Origin of the sequence: Acinetobacter portensis, from assembly GCF_010646905.1 — a bacterium.
Classification (GTDB): domain Bacteria; phylum Pseudomonadota; class Gammaproteobacteria; order Pseudomonadales; family Moraxellaceae; genus Acinetobacter; species Acinetobacter portensis.
This window is the reverse complement of the sequence record NZ_JAAARQ010000002.1, coordinates 604,442-620,433: the sequence shown is the minus strand read 5'-3', so window position 1 is coordinate 620,433 and position 15,992 is coordinate 604,442. Positions and strand designations below refer to the sequence as shown.

Genomic DNA, 15,992 nt, shown 5'->3' with positions numbered 1-15,992 from the left:
TTAAAGCGTCCTGTTTTAAACAATAAATTTAGGAATGCAAGAAATCATGGCTCGTCAAACTCCAATTTCTCGTTATCGTAACATTGGTATTTCTGCGCACATCGATGCGGGTAAAACCACAACAACTGAACGTATCTTGTTCTACACAGGTGTATCTCACAAAATTGGTGAAGTACATGATGGTGCAGCAACAATGGACTGGATGGAGCAAGAGCAAGAACGTGGTATTACAATCACTTCAGCTGCGACTACTACATTCTGGTCAGGTATGTCTAAGCAGTTCCCTGAACACCGTATCAACGTAATTGATACACCGGGACACGTTGACTTCACAATCGAAGTTGAGCGTTCTATGCGTGTTCTTGATGGTGCATGTATGGTTTACTGTGCTGTAGGTGGTGTTCAACCTCAGTCAGAAACTGTATGGCGTCAAGCGAACAAATACCAAGTGCCTCGTTTAGCATTCGTGAACAAGATGGACCGTACAGGTGCCAACTTCTTCCGTGTTGTTGAACAAATGAAGACACGTCTTGGTGCGCACCCTGTACCTGTAGTAATCCCTGTTGGCGCGGAAGACAACTTCCAAGGCGTTATCGATTTGATCGAAATGAAACAGATCATTTGGGATGAAGCGTCACAAGGTATGAAGTTCGAATACGGTGAAATCCCGGCTGATCTTCAAGCTTCTGCTGACGAATGGCGTACAAACATGGTTGAAGCTGCGGCTGAAGCATCTGAAGAATTGATGGATGAATACCTAAACAATGGCGATTTGACAAAAGAACAAATCATCGCTGGTATTCGTGCTCAAACTTTGGCTTGTGAAATCCAACCAATGCTTTGTGGTACAGCATTCAAAAACAAAGGTGTTCAACGTATGTTGGATGCTGTTATTGATTTCTTACCATCACCAACTGAAGTTAAAGCAATTGAAGGTGTTCTTGACGACAAAGCTGAAACTAAAGCTATTCGTGAAGCATCTGACGAAGCTCCGTTCTCTGCACTTGCATTCAAAATTATGAATGACAAATTCGTAGGTAACTTAACTTTCGTACGTGTTTATTCTGGTGTTCTTAAACAAGGCGACCCAGTATATAACCCAGTTAAATCTAAACGTGAACGTATCGGCCGTATCGTGCAAATGCATGCGAACGATCGTCAAGACGTTGAAGAAATCCGCGCTGGTGATATCGCTGCATGTGTAGGTCTTAAAGACGTTACTACTGGTGATACACTTTGTGATGAGAAAAACATCATTACTCTAGAGCGTATGGAATTCCCTGAGCCAGTAATTTCTTTAGCTGTAGAGCCTAAGACAAAAGCTGACCAAGAAAAAATGTCTATCGCGCTTGGTCGTTTGGCTAAAGAAGATCCATCATTCCGTGTTCGCACTGATGAAGAATCTGGTCAAACAATTATCGCAGGTATGGGTGAGCTTCACCTTGACATTCTTGTTGACCGTATGAAACGTGAATTTAACGTTGAAGCGAACATTGGTAAACCAATGGTTGCTTACCGCGAAACAATCAAAAAGACTGTTGAGCAAGAAGGTAAATTCGTACGTCAAACTGGTGGTAAAGGTAAATTCGGTCATGTATACGTTCGTTTAGAACCTATGGATGTAGAAGAAGCTGGTAAAGAATACCAATTCGTTGAAGAAGTTGTAGGTGGTGTTGTACCTAAAGAATTCTTTGGCGCAGTTGACAAAGGTATTCAAGAACGTATGAAGAATGGTGTATTGGCTGGTTACCCTGTTGTGGGTATCAAAGCGACATTATTCGACGGTTCTTACCATGATGTCGATTCTGATGAATTATCGTTCAAAATGGCGGGTTCTTATGCCTTCCGTGATGGTTTCATGAAAGCGGATCCTATCCTTCTTGAACCAATCATGAAAGTTGAAGTAGAAACTCCAGAAGACTACATGGGCGATATCATGGGTGACTTAAACCGTCGTCGTGGTATGGTTCAAGGCATGGAAGATTTACCTGGTGGTACTAAAGCAATTAAAGCTGAAGTTCCATTGGCTGAAATGTTCGGTTACGCAACTTCAATGCGTTCTATGTCTCAAGGTCGTGCGACTTATTCTATGGAATTTGCGAAATATGCTGAAACTCCACGTAACGTGGCTGAAGGTATTATTTCTAAGTTCCAAACTGGCGGTAAAAAAGGTGACGACGAGTAATCTTTCGATTACTATAAGCCCAAACTAATTCATAGTTAAAACCAAATGCTCATGGGCTAACCCCCATGAGTTGTTTAAAAAGGAAGATCTCATGGCTAAGGCTAAGTTCGAACGTAATAAGCCACACGTTAACGTGGGCACAATTGGTCACGTCGACCATGGTAAAACAACTTTAACAGCTGCAATTGCAACTGTTTGTGCAAAAACTTTTGGTGGCGAAGCGAAAGACTACGCTGCAATTGACTCTGCACCAGAAGAAAAAGCACGTGGTATTACAATTAATACTTCACACGTAGAATACGATTCAGTAATTCGTCACTACGCGCACGTAGACTGTCCAGGTCACGCCGATTATGTTAAAAACATGATTACTGGTGCTGCTCAAATGGATGGCGCGATCCTTGTATGTGCTGCGACTGATGGTCCAATGCCACAAACTCGTGAACACATCCTTCTTTCTCGCCAAGTAGGCGTTCCATACATCGTTGTATTCTTAAACAAATGCGACCTTGTAGATGACGAAGAATTACTTGAATTAGTAGAAATGGAAGTTCGTGAACTTCTTTCTATGTATAACTTCCCTGGTGATGACACTCCAATCATCCGTGGTTCAGCTTTAGCTGCACTTAATGGTGACCAAGGTCAATACGGCGAACCAGCTGTAGTAGCTCTTGTTGAAGCTCTAGATTCTTATATTCCTGAGCCAGAACGTGCTATCGATCTTCCATTCCTTATGCCAATTGAAGATGTATTCTCAATCTCAGGTCGTGGTACAGTAGTAACTGGCCGTGTTGAGACTGGTATCGTTAAAGTAGGCGAAGAAGTTGAAATCGTTGGTATTAAAGATACAGTTAAAACAACTGTAACTGGCGTAGAAATGTTCCGTAAACTTCTTGACGAAGGTCGTGCGGGCGAGAACTGTGGTGTTCTTCTACGTGGTACTAAACGTGAAGACGTTCAACGTGGTCAAGTATTGACTAAACCAGGTGCGATCAAACCGCATACTAAATTCGACGCAGAAGTATACGTACTTTCTAAAGAAGAAGGTGGTCGTCATACTCCATTCCTTAACGGTTACCGTCCACAGTTCTACTTCCGTACAACTGACGTAACTGGCGCTATCGCTCTTCAAGACGGCGTAGAAATGGTTATGCCTGGTGACAACGTAGAAATGTCAGTAGAATTAATCCACCCAATCGCAATGGACCCAGGTCTACGTTTTGCGATCCGTGAAGGTGGTCGTACAGTTGGTGCTGGTGTTGTTGCTAAAGTAACTGCATAAGTATTAATTGTGTGAAAAAAGCGCCTCTTTGAGGCGCTTTTTTTATGCATTAAATATTCGCATTAAGTTTTAAAATCCATATAATCTGCTCATTATTTTAAATTATAGAAGAACGAATAATGTTTCGTTTGATGCAAGCGGCAGATATTGATGCGGTAACACAAATTGAAAAGCTTGTGCAAAGCCATCCATGGACTAAAACTCAATTTGAAGAGTCTGTAGACTCTTATCAAAGTACGGTTTATGAAGTAAATGGAAAAGTGGTCGGATTTTGTATTTTACAGCCAGTGTTAGATGAAGCAAATCTTCTGCTTATGGCGGTTCATCCAAATCAACAAGGAAAAGGGGTTGGTTATAAGCTTTTAGATGAATCTATCGCTTTGCTGAAAAATGATCCTGTTCAGATATTTTTAGAAGTAAGAGAAAGTAATTTAGCTGCAATTGGTTTATATGAAAAATCAGGTTTTCATCAAATAGACCTTAGAAGAAATTATTATCCAAATGTGGATGGTACAAAAGAGCATGCTGTAATTATGGTGAAATCATGCACAGATGATTTTTCTAAATTATTTAAATAAGCTTTTGTCAGTATTTATTTAATGATTGGGTGATTCCAACCTGTCGGTAGGGTTGTCATTAGTGAATTGCCCAATTGTTGAATTTCATCGCTTGTTAATGAGCGATTTAAACGTCTCCATTGACCATCTAATAATAAATCAAGTGGAATAAATTGAGATTTATAGTTCATTTTACTGGAATGTGGTACCCAATAGCCTAAATAAACGTACTGTAATCCTAAACTACGTGCATATTCGATTTGTTTTAAAATGGCAAAAGTACCTAAAGAGCGTTTACTTTCCTTTGGTTCAAAAAAGGTATAAACCGCAGATAAGCCATCATCAAGTTGGTCGCATGTAGAAACTGCAATAAGTTTTTGATTTAAACGAAATTCAATAAAAATACTGTCTGTGCAGCTAATGACTAAGAACTTTTCAAATTGCTCTTGAGTTGGCGGAAACATATCACCGTCGGCATGTCGCTCATTTATATATTTTTCATATAATTGAAAATGTTCATCGGTTGCATCATTGGTTGAAATAATGCGTATCTCAAGATCTTGATTTTTTTTCCATGCCTTTTTCTGAATGCTATTCATGGTAAATTCTTGAGCAGGTACGCGTGATGATATGCATTGACGACATAAGTTACATTCTGGTCGATAGGTGAAATCGCCACTACGTCTAAAGCCAACTCTAGATAATTCAGAAAGTGTGACCACATCGATACGATGTTCTGGGTCGAGGAAAACCATTCGTGCTGTTTTTTTTGTTAGATAGCTACAGTCATGTGGTGGCGTGATGTAATACTGTAATTCATTGAGTAGGGATTTTGGTTGGTATGAATTCATTGAAATATCCCTCTTATTTTCATTCAAATAAATAATTATTGGATGCTATTGTTTTACTTGAAAATACACTGTCTTTATATATTTTCCAATCCACTTGGGGGAGTTTTACAACATTTTTTAACGATTCTAAATATGCTTGTCTAGAAATTGTACTTGCACCTAAACTTAAAAGGTGCTCATTGACTAATTGGCAGTCAACCCAGGGTAGATTATTTTCTTTGGCTAAAAGCATTAGTGTATAAAATGCCATTTTTGAAACATCGGTTTCTGTACTAAACATTGATTCGCCAAAACAGCCTTGACCAATGCTTACACCATATAATCCACCGACAAGCTTTTCATTTCCCCAAACTTCAATGCTATAACCATATCCAGCATCAAAAAGTTGGCAATAACCTTGAATAATATCTTCACTAATCCAAGTTTCATTTGCGTAACTTCTGGGTAAGGAGCATGAGCGAATTACCTGTTCAAAAGCATGATTTATTGTGATTTTATAATCAAATTTTTTCATGTTTCGTATAAGTGATTTACTTGGATGATATTGTTTTGGATTGATAATACAGCGTGGCTCAGGACTCCACCAACAAATAGGTTCACCTTCGGAAAACCATGGGAAAATCCCATGTGTATAAGCTTCATATAGCGTAGAAGGAGATAAGTCTGCACCAATACAGATTAAGCCTTCACCATCCAAATCGACTTCAATGGGATTGGGGAATATATATTGTGAAGGTGGAAGCATAAGAAAATCATCTACAAAATCAGTTTTTATATTAGCTGATCTTGTGGGCGATGTTAATGATTAAGCAAAAAGCTTTAATTTCTGAGCAATTTTAAGTTTGTCTGAATCGATAAAAATTTGTGCTTTTTTCTCAATAATAATTAAACTTTTTTCTAGGTCGGAGGTCATTTCTCCATTTTCATCTAAAACGAATAAATTTAAATTTTGTATTTTCTTTAATGTGAATTGAGCAAATTCTAGAGCTGTTTTTAAATTTTCATAGAAATATGCTTTGTAAAATAGCTGACTAAAATGATCAATCGGGATACCAATACCTGAATAAGGATTCGCTAATACTTGGTAGTTTTGATGAAAGCTTGCCTGTTCAAGGATATATAGGTTGAGGTCTTGAGATTGTTTTAAAATTTGATCTGTTGGTTCATTAAAGCACGGCTGTACAATACCTAAGTGGCATAAGACGATCAGCGCATTAGAAATTTGGTTATAGTTCAGCTCTGGGGTGTTAGATTCAATTTGAGATACGGTGATTGGTGCATATTCATTATTTAAGAAACAATCGCTAATAGGTTTGTAAATGTCCTGAATTAAATTAAATTCACCCAAATAACCGTTAATTGTAAGAGGGATTTGGTTCGGAGAGGTGAGAAGAATGAAGGATAATTTTTTGAATTTTTCATTGATTTCTAGAGGGGGTAATGTATTTTTCCCTCGTATAAATAAATCCCGTCTAAATTGTGTATTAGCAAAATAATCACGGCATTGTTCTTTGAAAATCGGGTGTTCGATAGCGTTAATAAATTGCTGATGCTCTTCACTAAAATTAATGTTATCAAGATGTACATTTAAATCACTTGAGCTTGCATAAGATAACTTAATATCCTCCAAAGTTTTCATGACTTGTTGAAATGAAAAGCATTGCCAGTCTTGATTTAAGTACTCATGGATTAAGTAATTAGGATTCTGCTTTTTAAGATCTAAAACTTTTTGAAGTGCGTTGGGGTTTCTAATGGTAAAAGTGGGTTCTTGTTGAAGCAGAGCTTCACTAAAATCTAAAGAGTCCTTTACCTTTTGTAGTGGGTTGAGGCTTTTACTATTAAATTTAAAATGACTATGAAATAGTTCACGAATTGGCATATTTGCCGCCCAACCCGTTAGGCAGTTGTAACTAATATAAACAATACCATTTGGTTTTAAGTATTTACGGATAAATTTGAGAATAATTGCTTGGTTTTCGTGGCTAATCCAACTCCAAATACCATGTAAACTGATGCTATCAAACTGAGGTAAATCTTTTGCAAATAACTCTTCAAAGCTTGCATCAAAAAGATAATGTTCTGTTTTTGCTTTTGCCGCAAGAATATTGGCATGAGCAGCATGAGCAGGATTGAAGTCAGTACCATAAAAAGTCCCTAAATTTGATGCGGCATGAATATTTAAGCTTACACCTTGCCCGAAACCTAACTCACAGTGATTTTGTTCTTCAGTGTTATCTGGCGTGTCTATCCCGCTAAGTAATAGACAAAATTTTTGATAGTTAGGACTTAAATCCTTGTAATAACCATAAGTGTAGTTTACTTCTGTTTGGTAACCATCGGTCCAATTTGTTGTCATTAGAATCGCCAATATTATTTTATTTGTGGTAGTTATAATTGATTTTTAGTTAAAATAAAACCACCCGAAGGTGGTTAAATTTATAAGAAAAATGATTAATCACTTAATGCATCAAGGTATTTTTCCGCATCTAATGCAGCCATGCAACCCGAACCTGCAGATGTGATTGCTTGACGATAAATACTATCGGCAATATCACCTGCAGCGAATACACCAGTAACGGACGTTTGAGTTGCATTACCAGCAGTTCCACTTTGAACTTGAATGTAACCATCACGAAGTTGTAATTGACCATCAAACATTTCGCTGTTTGGTTTATGACCAATAGCAACAAACAAACCTGTTACATCAATATCTTGAGTCGATTCATCTTTTGTAGATTGAAGACGCACAGAAGTTACACCCGTGCTATCACCAATCACTTCATCTACTTGGTGATTCCAAATAATGCTGATTTTGCCTTCTTTTTCTTTCGCAAAAAGATGATCTTGAAGGATTTTTTCAGAACGCAAAGTATCACGACGGTGAACGAGAGTAACGTGTGATGCAATATTTGATAAATAAAGCGCTTCTTCAACAGCAGTATTACCACCACCGATAACCATTACTTTTTGGTTTTTATAGAAGAAACCATCACATGTTGCGCAAGCACTTACGCCTTGACCCATGAATTTTACTTCAGATTCAAGACCTAAATATTGAGCTGTTGCACCTGTACAAATAATGAGTGCATCACAAGTGAATTCTTCCATATCTCCTTTTAGTACAAAAGGGCGTACGTTTAAATTTACTTCATTAATATGGTCATACACAATTTCAGTGCCGAAACGTTCAGCATGTGCTTGCATTTGCTCCATAAGGGCAGGCCCTGTTAAGCCTTCAACACCACCTGGCCAGTTATCAACTTCAGTTGTTGTTGTTAATTGACCACCAAGTTGTAAGCCTGCAATAAGCGTAGGCTTAAGGTTTGCACGAGCAGCATAAACTGCTGCGCTATAACCAGCAGGACCAGAGCCAAGAATAACCAAACGTGAGTGACGAGCGCTCATCTGTTGAATCCTTTTTTATTTAGAAATTTGTGAAATTATACGTGAAACTGTATAACAGTTGTGTGAGATTAAAGTCGATATTATTGATCATTTAAATCGATTTGAACTATATAGAATGATGTTAAACACTTACTCACATTATCTTGCATCTTTTTTTGGTGAACAGGTGCATAATATAAAGTTAATTATCTGTAGATCCGAATTGGGTTTGCGACAAAAATACGATGAATAATTGGTTACAGGATAGTATATGACAGCGGTGTCGGGTGCCTATGCACAGCGCTTTATAATCACATTATTTTTAATCTCATTTGGGATTTATCTGTTCCTTGCAACAGTAACATATACACCTTTTGATCCGGGCTGGATGCATGTTTCGAGTGATACGCAAACAGTTTCAAATGCAAGCGGTGTAGTGGGTGCTTGGTTTGCAGACTTATTGTTTGGCTTTTTAGGCTGGGCAAGTGTGTTAATACCTTTATATTTTTTCATTGAAGCAATTCAACTGTGGTGGCCTAGAAGTTTCTTGAATAAGCCATTTCGTTATGCTGCACAGTTTTTTATTTTGCTTTCAACATCGAGCATCTTATATTTATTCTGGAATGTTCCTGCTGATACTTTAGAAAATGCATCAGGCGGTATTATTGGTTATGAACTAGGGCAAAGCCTTTCTTCACTTTTAACGATTTACGGTGCAAGTGTTTTCTTAATTGTATTTTGGGTGGTGTTATTTACACTTGCATTCGGTATTCAATGGAATAGAACTTGGAGTACGATGAAGGCAACACCTGCTTATCTACAAGATTTGTTTTATAGAAACGTACCCGAAGCAGATTCCAGTTTTAGTCATGCGCCAATTCAAGCGGATAAAGTCGTAGCTAAAAGTTCACCGATTACAAATTCGGTTCAATCGGAACCATTGATAAATACAAAAACGGCTGTTGAGCAATCTCCTGTAGATGACCATATCGCAAATCGTTTGTTTGCAGATATGGTTGATCGTGAGGAGCGTGAATATCAAGTACAAAACGAAAAACAATCTAATATTCAATTCGATAAAGATGATGAATTAGAATTTGAGATTGAACTTGAAAAAGCACATCAACTCGAGCAAGAAAGCTCTAAAGTTGTTGAAACAGGTGAAGTTTGGCGCGCAATTCATGATGATTCTGAACAGAAGCATAAAAATGACATTAATGAATTGTTAAAAGCTTCGCAAGATAGTCGTCAGGCATATGATTCTTCTGTAAATGGGCAGGAACAAACATATTCACAGACATCGACCAAGCAAAATATCAATTGGGATGATGACGAGATCTTTGACGAATTGTTGGCTGCGGTTCCAAATAATAAAACTGCAACAGATGTGCATACGCCATTTAATCATGTCGATAACTCTGTAGCAGAGCATTCAGTGGCAGATGGTGTAATCCATTCTATCGCTACAACAGTCGCACCAACTTTAGCAGCTCAAACAGCATCTACTGTTGCAATGACAGCTGCATCTACCAATATTGTACTGGATGATTTTGATCACTTAGATGATTTCTTGCTAGATGAAAGCAAAGAAGTTGAAACAACTGAAGTCAAATCTACCAGCAGCTATGCGCAGTCTAGTCCATTTGTAAAAGCTCAAATTCAGACAGATTTTCAACCCGTTGCACCTTTGGTATCTGAAGATGAAAAGGAATTAGTGAGTAGCAATAAAGATGCGTTTCGTGAGGCTTGGCAGGGTACGACAGGTGGTGCGGTTGAAGATGAGCTAGATGTTAAAGAAGATGATTTTGATTTAGATGCGCCTTTAACAGATGCCTTTGGTCGACCTATGTCACGTGCAATGCAAGTTGCTGCGAAACGACGTGATCTTCCAACGCTTCCAGGCTTGGATATTTTAGATAAAGTTGATCCAAATAAGAAAGTGAACTTTACCGCGGAACAATTGGCGCGATTATCTGAATTATTAGAAATTAAACTTCAAGAGTTTAACGTTAAAGCTAAAGTGATAGAGGCTCAACCGGGACCTGTTGTTACGCGTTTTGAGTTAGATTTGGCACCAGGTGTAAAAGCATCCAAAGTGACCAATATTTCACGTGACTTAGCGCGTTCAATGTCGATGGCTTCCGTTCGTGTAGTCGAGGTTATTCCGGGTAAACCTTATATCGGAATTGAAGTGCCAAACAGTACACGTGAAATGGTGCGCTTAATTGAGCTACTTGAAACACCTGCTTATCGTGATCCAAATGCATTATTAAGTATGGCAATGGGTAAAGATATTTCGGGTAATCCTGTATTAGCCGATTTAGCCAAAGCCCCACATATGTTGGTTGCTGGTACGACGGGTTCGGGTAAATCGGTTGCTGTAAATGCGATGTTATTGTCGATGTTACTCAAATACACGCCTGAACAATTGCGTTTAATCATGATCGATCCAAAGCAATTGGAACTTGCAAACTACAATGATATTCCACACTTATTAACACCTGTTGTTACAGACATGAAAGATGCTGTAAATGCATTGAACTGGTGTGTGAATGAAATGGAACGTCGTTACAAATTAATGTCTTTGCTTAAAGTTCGTAAATTAACGGACTATAACCGTAAGGTTGAAGAAGCCATTGCTAATGGTGAAGACTTAATTGATCCAACATGGAAACCTGACGATACGGCAACGATAAATCGTGCACCACGTTTACAACCTATGCCATTAATTGTCATTGTTGCCGACGAATTTGCAGATATGATCATGCAAGTCGGTAAAAAAGCAGAAGAAATGATTACACGCTTAGCGCAAAAATCACGTGCTGCAGGTATTCACTTATTGCTTGCAACTCAACGTCCAACAGTAGATGTTGTAACAGGTCTTATTAAAGCGAATATTCCAACTCGCGCAGCTTTACGTGTAAATAGTAAGCTCGATTCGCGTACCATTTTAGATGCTGGTGGTGCAGAAGATTTACTGGGTCATGGTGATATGTTGTTCCTTGGGCCGGGTAAAATTGAACCTGAGCGTGTTCATGGCGCATTTATTTCAGATGATGAAGTTAACCGTATTTGTGATGCATGGCGTGAGCGTGGTGATCCAAATTATGTCGACGAAATTCTGACACCTTATGATGAAGACACATCATCGCGTGGTTATGAAGATGGTGAGGGTGGTTCTGATCGAGATGCGTTGTATGATCAGTGTGTTTCATTTGTACTAGAAACTCGTAAAGCATCTACATCATCGTTACAGCGTAAATTTAGCCTTGGTTATAATCGTGCAGCTCGTATTATCGACCAAATGGAAGAAAGCGGTATCGTAAGTGCAATGGGGCCAAATGGTAAGCGAGATATTTTGGTTTAATTCCATGATTGGGTTAAATCGTTTAATTTTAAATCCAATATGAACTAAAAGCAGTTTGTCACTCCAAACTGCTTTTTTATTGTGAGAATGTAAGATGTTGTGGGCTTTATTAACGCTGTCATTTATCCATTTATGTGCATTGGTTACACCTGGGCCAGATTTTTTTATGGTGTCTCAAACAGCAATTAGTCGTTCACGTAAGCAGGCTATTTTTGTTGTGTTAGGTATTACATGCGCCATTTTTTTATGGGCCTTGTTTGCACTTCTTGGTTTAAATTATATTTTTGAGAAATTTGTGTGGTTGCGTAAAGTCTTATTGGTTTTAGGTGGAATTTATTTATGTTGGTTAGGTTTTCAAATGCTTAAATCTGCATTTGCTAAGAAAACTGAAACTGCTGAAATAAAAGAAATTATATTGCCTCAAAGTAATATGCGTTTTTTCTTACAAGGATTATTTACCAATTTATCAAATCCAAAAGCTGTCATTTATTTTGGCAGTGTATTTTCGATGTTTCTTGCCAATCCCATCTTGAATGACTCCCATACATTGCTATTGCTTGTAGTGACATTTGAAAGCCTTGTATGGTTCTTATTTGTGGTGTTTATTTTCTCATTGCCAAGTTTTAAGCATGCATATCAGAAGTCTACAAAATGGATTGATGGAGTAGTAGGTGGCTTATTTACTACGTTTGGTGGTTATTTAATTTTTAGCAAATAAATACAAAAGTTTAGAAGATAAAAAAAGACCACTTATTGCGGTCTTTTTTTATTTAAGAATATTTAAGCAAACTTTGCTAGAACATCTAAAAATTCAGCACTTTGGCGAGGGTATTCGGCAATAATATCATGAATACGCTGACCTTCAGGATTCGTAGCATTGACATCACGACCATCTGCAACAAATTGAGTTAATAAGCGCGTGTAGTCAAATGGGCGCATGTGTTTGAATGCATGATAAAGCACATGAAAATCAGCATTCACACCTTCAGGAGGAAGCTGAGTTAAATAGGCAAATACACGCTCATCTGACCATTCTTCATTAAACGTTGCTGGTTGAGACAATGCCATTACTAGCTCCTTGGTGTTTTTTAAATAATAAAAAAGGGCAAAATATGATTAAGCAAGAGACAAAGTACTTTATTTACTTTGTCTTGAAGCCAATACTTGCCGAGTAGTCGGTGCAAAAATTGCAATTAGCCTATTCGAAGCATAGCTTCTCGTCTTGCGACAGGGAGAAGCAGTGCTTCGCTGATCCTGTCTCATATTTTGCCCTGATTCAATTTGCTTGACTAATCAAAAATCAAATTAACGCTCTTCAGGCAAATTGATATTCATTTCAAGCATTTCGATATTTGCTTCAGAACGAACAGACATTTGAATGTGTTCTTCATCTACACCACGAACATAGCGGTTTACAACCTGCATGATTTCTTTTTTCATTTGGTCGATTTTATCTTGGCTTAAACGTTTACCAAGACCTTGTTCAGATGCAACAATTACTTTTAAACGATCTTTCGCCATTTGAGCACTAGATGGTTTTTCTTCGCTGCTAAATAATTTACTCCAGAATCCAGCCATCTTATCCTCCAAATAAACGTGCTAACCAACCTTTAGGCTTAACCGTGATGTGACGGTAAGGGCGATCTTCACCAAGGAAGCGAGCAACTAAGTCATCGTAAGCTTGTCCTGCAGCCTCTTCTGTAAATAAAATTACAGGCTTACCTTCGTTAGATGCTTGTAAGACACTTTTACATTCAGGAATTACACCCAGTGTTGGGATACGCAAAATATCTTTAGAAATATCGTCGATTGTTAACATTTCTTGTTTGTCAGCACGTTCAGGGTTGAAACGTGTGATACATAAATGTTTACGAATACGACCTTCATTCTGTTCTACTTTCTTGGTTTTGCTATCAAGCATACCAATAATACGATCTGAGTCACGAACAGAAGAAATTTCTGGGTTAGTTACAATAATGGCTTCATCTGCATGATACATGGCTAAAATTGCACCACGTTCAATCCCAGCAGGAGAGTCACAAATAATGTAATCAAACTCTTGTGAAAGTTCATCCATAACGCGAGCAACGCCTTCATCTGTTAAGGCATCTTTATCACGTGTTTGAGAAGCAGGTAAAATGAAAAGATTTTCTAAATCTTTATCTTTAATAAGTGCTTGTTGTAATCGAGCTTCGTTATTTAATACGTTTACAAAATCGTAAACAACGCGACGCTCACACCCCATGATTAAATCTAGGTTACGTAGACCTACGTCAAAATCGATAACAACTGTTTTATGACCGCGTTGGGCTAAACCTGTTGCAAAAGATGCGCTTGTCGTAGTTTTACCTACGCCACCTTTGCCTGATGTTACGACAACAATTTTCGCCACCGAATCCACTCCTGTAATGGTTTCAAATTCCCCTATTGTTTGGGGCTTTTTGGTGTTTATTTATACATTAAAATTGCAGAGCGTCAAATACGAGCTCTTGGTTATCATTTAAGTATATGTGTACAGCTTTTTTAAGTACGTGCTGTGGAATGTCATCTGCAACACAATATGTTCCTGCAATAGAAACGAGTTCCGCTTCTAATGAGTGACAAAAAATTCGCGCTAAATGGTTTCCACCTGCCCCTGCAATAACTCTACCACGGACGCTACCATAAATATGTACATTTCCTGAAGCAATTACTTCAGAACCGCTATTAATGCCATTATTCAAGATGATATCACCATGATCTTGCACAAGGCTTTGACCTGTTCGTAGCATTTCATCATGATATGACGTCACGTGTGTGATGATAGGCGCTATGATTTTTTCAGGTTGAACATCGGTTGATGCATCTACTTTGACTTCTACAACTTGTTCTTTCGTCGCTTTAACTTGTTGCATTTGACGATCGGGAGGAATAACAGGGAACTGAATTGCACGTGCTTGTTCAGATAAAGGACCTTCAGTAACAGCCATTGGCTGTAAGTCGAGATCTATTAACAACTGAATAAGTGCAATGAGCTCTTGGTCTACTGAACTTTCAATGACAGCCAGCGTACCTTGTGGCGCTGTTTTTTCAAGCATAGGTGATAATTGCTTGCGGATAGCATCATGATCATTGGTATCTAGGCTAATGCGAATTGCATTGACCATTCTGCCTTTTATCCGTATTTCAGCCATATTTTTTCCTTAATTCTTCTAACCTATATTTGTGGTCGAAGCGCTATTGTATGTGGAGCAAATGCTAGAACAATTTTAATGATTTCTCTAGCATGGTTTTCAATTTATTTTACATCGAATCTGGTTATATTTTTCCATGCTCATTTTTACTTTCTTCGAGTATTTGTTGCCATTGTTTGACTTTTACCTGTTGTTGAATGGCTTCTAAACTTTCAAATACAGCAGACTCTACCAGTTTGACGATATGCTCATTATTTTCAAATGGTATCTTACTAATACGTTCAGAGATATATTTATAACTGCTTAATTTAGGTTCTACACGGTTGGTTGCAAAAGGTTCAATTAAACCTTGTGTAATATTTTCCCCTAAACGCTGACCAATACTTTGAATTTGTTGTTCAATACGACCACCAACAATTGGAATAAGGCGAAGTAATTGAGTGAGTTCAGGTGTATCTTCAATGGCTTTATTGACAATTTGTCCAACATCTTTGGCAATAAGTTGGCGATGTTGTTGTAATTCTTTGCCTAAAGAATCTTGTAAAATATCTGCCAAAGCAACAGCAAATAATTCACGATGATGATTGACCAAATCTTCAATGAGCTTTTTATGCGTAGTACTTGTACTGAGTTCTGTTTTTATACCATTTAAGACCGTTAAAACAATTCGGCTAGAGAGTTCTTCCATCACCAAGTTGTAATAAAAATAAACTTGTTTGTACCAACTTTCAGGGAAAATTTTATAACCATGATCATGTAGTTGGTAGGCGATTACACCTGCGCGTAATAAACGTAAAAAACGTAATTGTGGCAGAATTGCGAGTACTTCATACCAATGTATAAAAGGGAAGAAGAACCAGCGTTGATGTTGCTTTAAAACAATAGCAATCATCCAGCGAATAAAAAGCTCAATAATTAAAAAGCTAATAAACCAACCTTCGGTAATGATGACCCAAGGTCTAAGCGCAGTTCGATAAAACTGTAAAACATCTGGCAAATGAATAAAATTAAATAACCATTCACCAAAATCGCTCATTAAAATTGCATTTGAGCATAAACAAAATAAATTTATGATGATTAAAAACATCATAAATACGTCATAAGCTAACGCGACTTTCCATCCCCACGAACCTTGCTGTACAAAATTAAAAGTAGGTGTGATTTTTTTCTTGCTCGCATTTTCACTCATTTTG

14 protein-coding genes are annotated in these 15,992 nt (G+C 37.8%); 5 read left to right on the top strand and 9 right to left on the bottom strand.

What is annotated here, in order from left to right; all coding sequences use genetic code 11:
• The first annotated feature begins 46 nt into the window (after positions 1-46).
• From fusA to rimI, 3 genes are all read left to right on the top strand, one after another.
• Complete coding sequence (fusA, locus tag GTK57_RS02790; protein WP_152874055.1) at positions 47-2,185, top strand: elongation factor G; 2,139 nt, start codon at positions 47-49, stop codon at positions 2,183-2,185.
• A 91-nt stretch (positions 2,186-2,276) separates the two neighbouring features.
• Positions 2,277-3,467, top strand: a complete 1,191-nt coding sequence (tuf, locus tag GTK57_RS02785; protein ID WP_163121223.1) for an elongation factor Tu — start codon at positions 2,277-2,279, stop codon at positions 3,465-3,467.
• Between the two features lie 119 nt (positions 3,468-3,586).
• Entirely contained in the window at positions 3,587-4,045 is a 459-nt protein-coding gene (gene rimI, locus GTK57_RS02780) for a ribosomal protein S18-alanine N-acetyltransferase (RefSeq protein ID WP_152874127.1), read from the top strand.
• Between the two features lie 14 nt (positions 4,046-4,059).
• Here rimI and GTK57_RS02775 read toward each other — a convergent pair whose 3' ends face one another.
• From GTK57_RS02775 to trxB, 4 genes are all read right to left on the bottom strand, one after another.
• Complete coding sequence (locus GTK57_RS02775) at positions 4,060-4,875, bottom strand: arginyltransferase (protein ID WP_152874126.1); 816 nt, start codon at positions 4,873-4,875, stop codon at positions 4,060-4,062.
• A gap of 19 nt (positions 4,876-4,894) precedes the next feature.
• The gene (aat, locus tag GTK57_RS02770; protein WP_152874125.1) at positions 4,895-5,620 is read right to left on the bottom strand and encodes a leucyl/phenylalanyl-tRNA--protein transferase; all 726 of its coding nucleotides are present in this window, start codon (positions 5,618-5,620) and stop codon (positions 4,895-4,897) included.
• A 60-nt stretch (positions 5,621-5,680) separates the two neighbouring features.
• The gene (locus GTK57_RS02765) at positions 5,681-7,231 is read right to left on the bottom strand and encodes a class I SAM-dependent methyltransferase (RefSeq protein WP_152874124.1); all 1,551 of its coding nucleotides are present in this window, start codon (positions 7,229-7,231) and stop codon (positions 5,681-5,683) included.
• A 95-nt stretch (positions 7,232-7,326) separates the two neighbouring features.
• Entirely contained in the window at positions 7,327-8,280 is a 954-nt protein-coding gene (gene trxB, locus GTK57_RS02760) for a thioredoxin-disulfide reductase (RefSeq protein WP_163121221.1), read from the bottom strand.
• Positions 8,281-8,530: 250 nt separating this feature from the next.
• On the opposite strand from trxB, the gene GTK57_RS02755 reads away from it, so the two are divergent.
• Positions 8,531-11,626, top strand: a complete 3,096-nt coding sequence (locus tag GTK57_RS02755; RefSeq protein ID WP_163121219.1) for a DNA translocase FtsK — start codon at positions 8,531-8,533, stop codon at positions 11,624-11,626.
• A 94-nt stretch (positions 11,627-11,720) separates the two neighbouring features.
• Positions 11,721-12,344 (top strand): LysE family transporter, encoded by a 624-nt coding sequence (locus GTK57_RS02750; protein WP_152874121.1) that lies wholly within the window; start codon positions 11,721-11,723, stop codon positions 12,342-12,344.
• Between the two features lie 62 nt (positions 12,345-12,406).
• On the opposite strand, the gene GTK57_RS02745 is transcribed toward GTK57_RS02750, so the two are convergent.
• The 5 genes from GTK57_RS02745 to GTK57_RS02725 form a co-directional block, all read right to left on the bottom strand.
• Positions 12,407-12,694, bottom strand: coding sequence for a PA4642 family protein (locus GTK57_RS02745; RefSeq protein ID WP_152874120.1), 288 nt, complete (start codon positions 12,692-12,694; stop codon positions 12,407-12,409).
• Positions 12,695-12,931: 237 nt separating this feature from the next.
• The gene (gene minE, locus GTK57_RS02740; RefSeq protein ID WP_152874119.1) at positions 12,932-13,204 is read right to left on the bottom strand and encodes a cell division topological specificity factor MinE; all 273 of its coding nucleotides are present in this window, start codon (positions 13,202-13,204) and stop codon (positions 12,932-12,934) included.
• 1 nt (position 13,205) lies between these two features.
• Entirely contained in the window at positions 13,206-14,018 is an 813-nt protein-coding gene (gene minD, locus GTK57_RS02735; protein WP_163121217.1) for a septum site-determining protein MinD, read from the bottom strand.
• Positions 14,019-14,085: 67 nt separating this feature from the next.
• Positions 14,086-14,799 carry a septum site-determining protein MinC gene (minC, locus tag GTK57_RS02730; protein ID WP_152874118.1) on the bottom strand — a complete coding sequence of 238 codons (714 nt, stop codon included), beginning with the start codon at positions 14,797-14,799 and terminating at the stop codon, positions 14,086-14,088.
• Between the two features lie 124 nt (positions 14,800-14,923).
• A complete protein-coding gene (locus tag GTK57_RS02725) occupies positions 14,924-15,988 on the bottom strand; it encodes a preprotein translocase subunit SecA (RefSeq protein WP_152874117.1) in 1,065 nt (354 codons plus the stop codon).
• Positions 15,989-15,992: the final 4 nt, after the last annotated feature.

Excerpts from the sequence above, each read along its gene's own strand:
- minC (WP_152874118.1), bottom strand. The coding sequence starts at position 14,799 with ATGGCTGAAATACGGATAAAAGGCAGAATGGTCAATGCAATTCGCATT.
- GTK57_RS02765 (WP_152874124.1), bottom strand. The coding sequence starts at position 7,231 with ATGACAACAAATTGGACCGATGGTTACCAAACAGAAGTAAACTACACT.
- GTK57_RS02755 (WP_163121219.1), top strand. The coding sequence starts at position 8,531 with ATGACAGCGGTGTCGGGTGCCTATGCACAGCGCTTTATAATCACATTA.
- fusA (WP_152874055.1), top strand. The coding sequence starts at position 47 with ATGGCTCGTCAAACTCCAATTTCTCGTTATCGTAACATTGGTATTTCT.
- rimI (WP_152874127.1), top strand. The coding sequence starts at position 3,587 with ATGTTTCGTTTGATGCAAGCGGCAGATATTGATGCGGTAACACAAATT.
- trxB (WP_163121221.1), bottom strand. The coding sequence starts at position 8,280 with ATGAGCGCTCGTCACTCACGTTTGGTTATTCTTGGCTCTGGTCCTGCT.
- GTK57_RS02725 (WP_152874117.1), bottom strand. The coding sequence starts at position 15,988 with ATGAGTGAAAATGCGAGCAAGAAAAAAATCACACCTACTTTTAATTTT.
- aat (WP_152874125.1), bottom strand. The coding sequence starts at position 5,620 with ATGCTTCCACCTTCACAATATATATTCCCCAATCCCATTGAAGTCGAT.
- GTK57_RS02775 (WP_152874126.1), bottom strand. The coding sequence starts at position 4,875 with ATGAATTCATACCAACCAAAATCCCTACTCAATGAATTACAGTATTAC.
- tuf (WP_163121223.1), top strand. The coding sequence starts at position 2,277 with ATGGCTAAGGCTAAGTTCGAACGTAATAAGCCACACGTTAACGTGGGC.
- GTK57_RS02745 (WP_152874120.1), bottom strand. The coding sequence starts at position 12,694 with ATGGCATTGTCTCAACCAGCAACGTTTAATGAAGAATGGTCAGATGAG.
- minE (WP_152874119.1), bottom strand. The coding sequence starts at position 13,204 with ATGGCTGGATTCTGGAGTAAATTATTTAGCAGCGAAGAAAAACCATCT.
- GTK57_RS02750 (WP_152874121.1), top strand. The coding sequence starts at position 11,721 with ATGTTGTGGGCTTTATTAACGCTGTCATTTATCCATTTATGTGCATTG.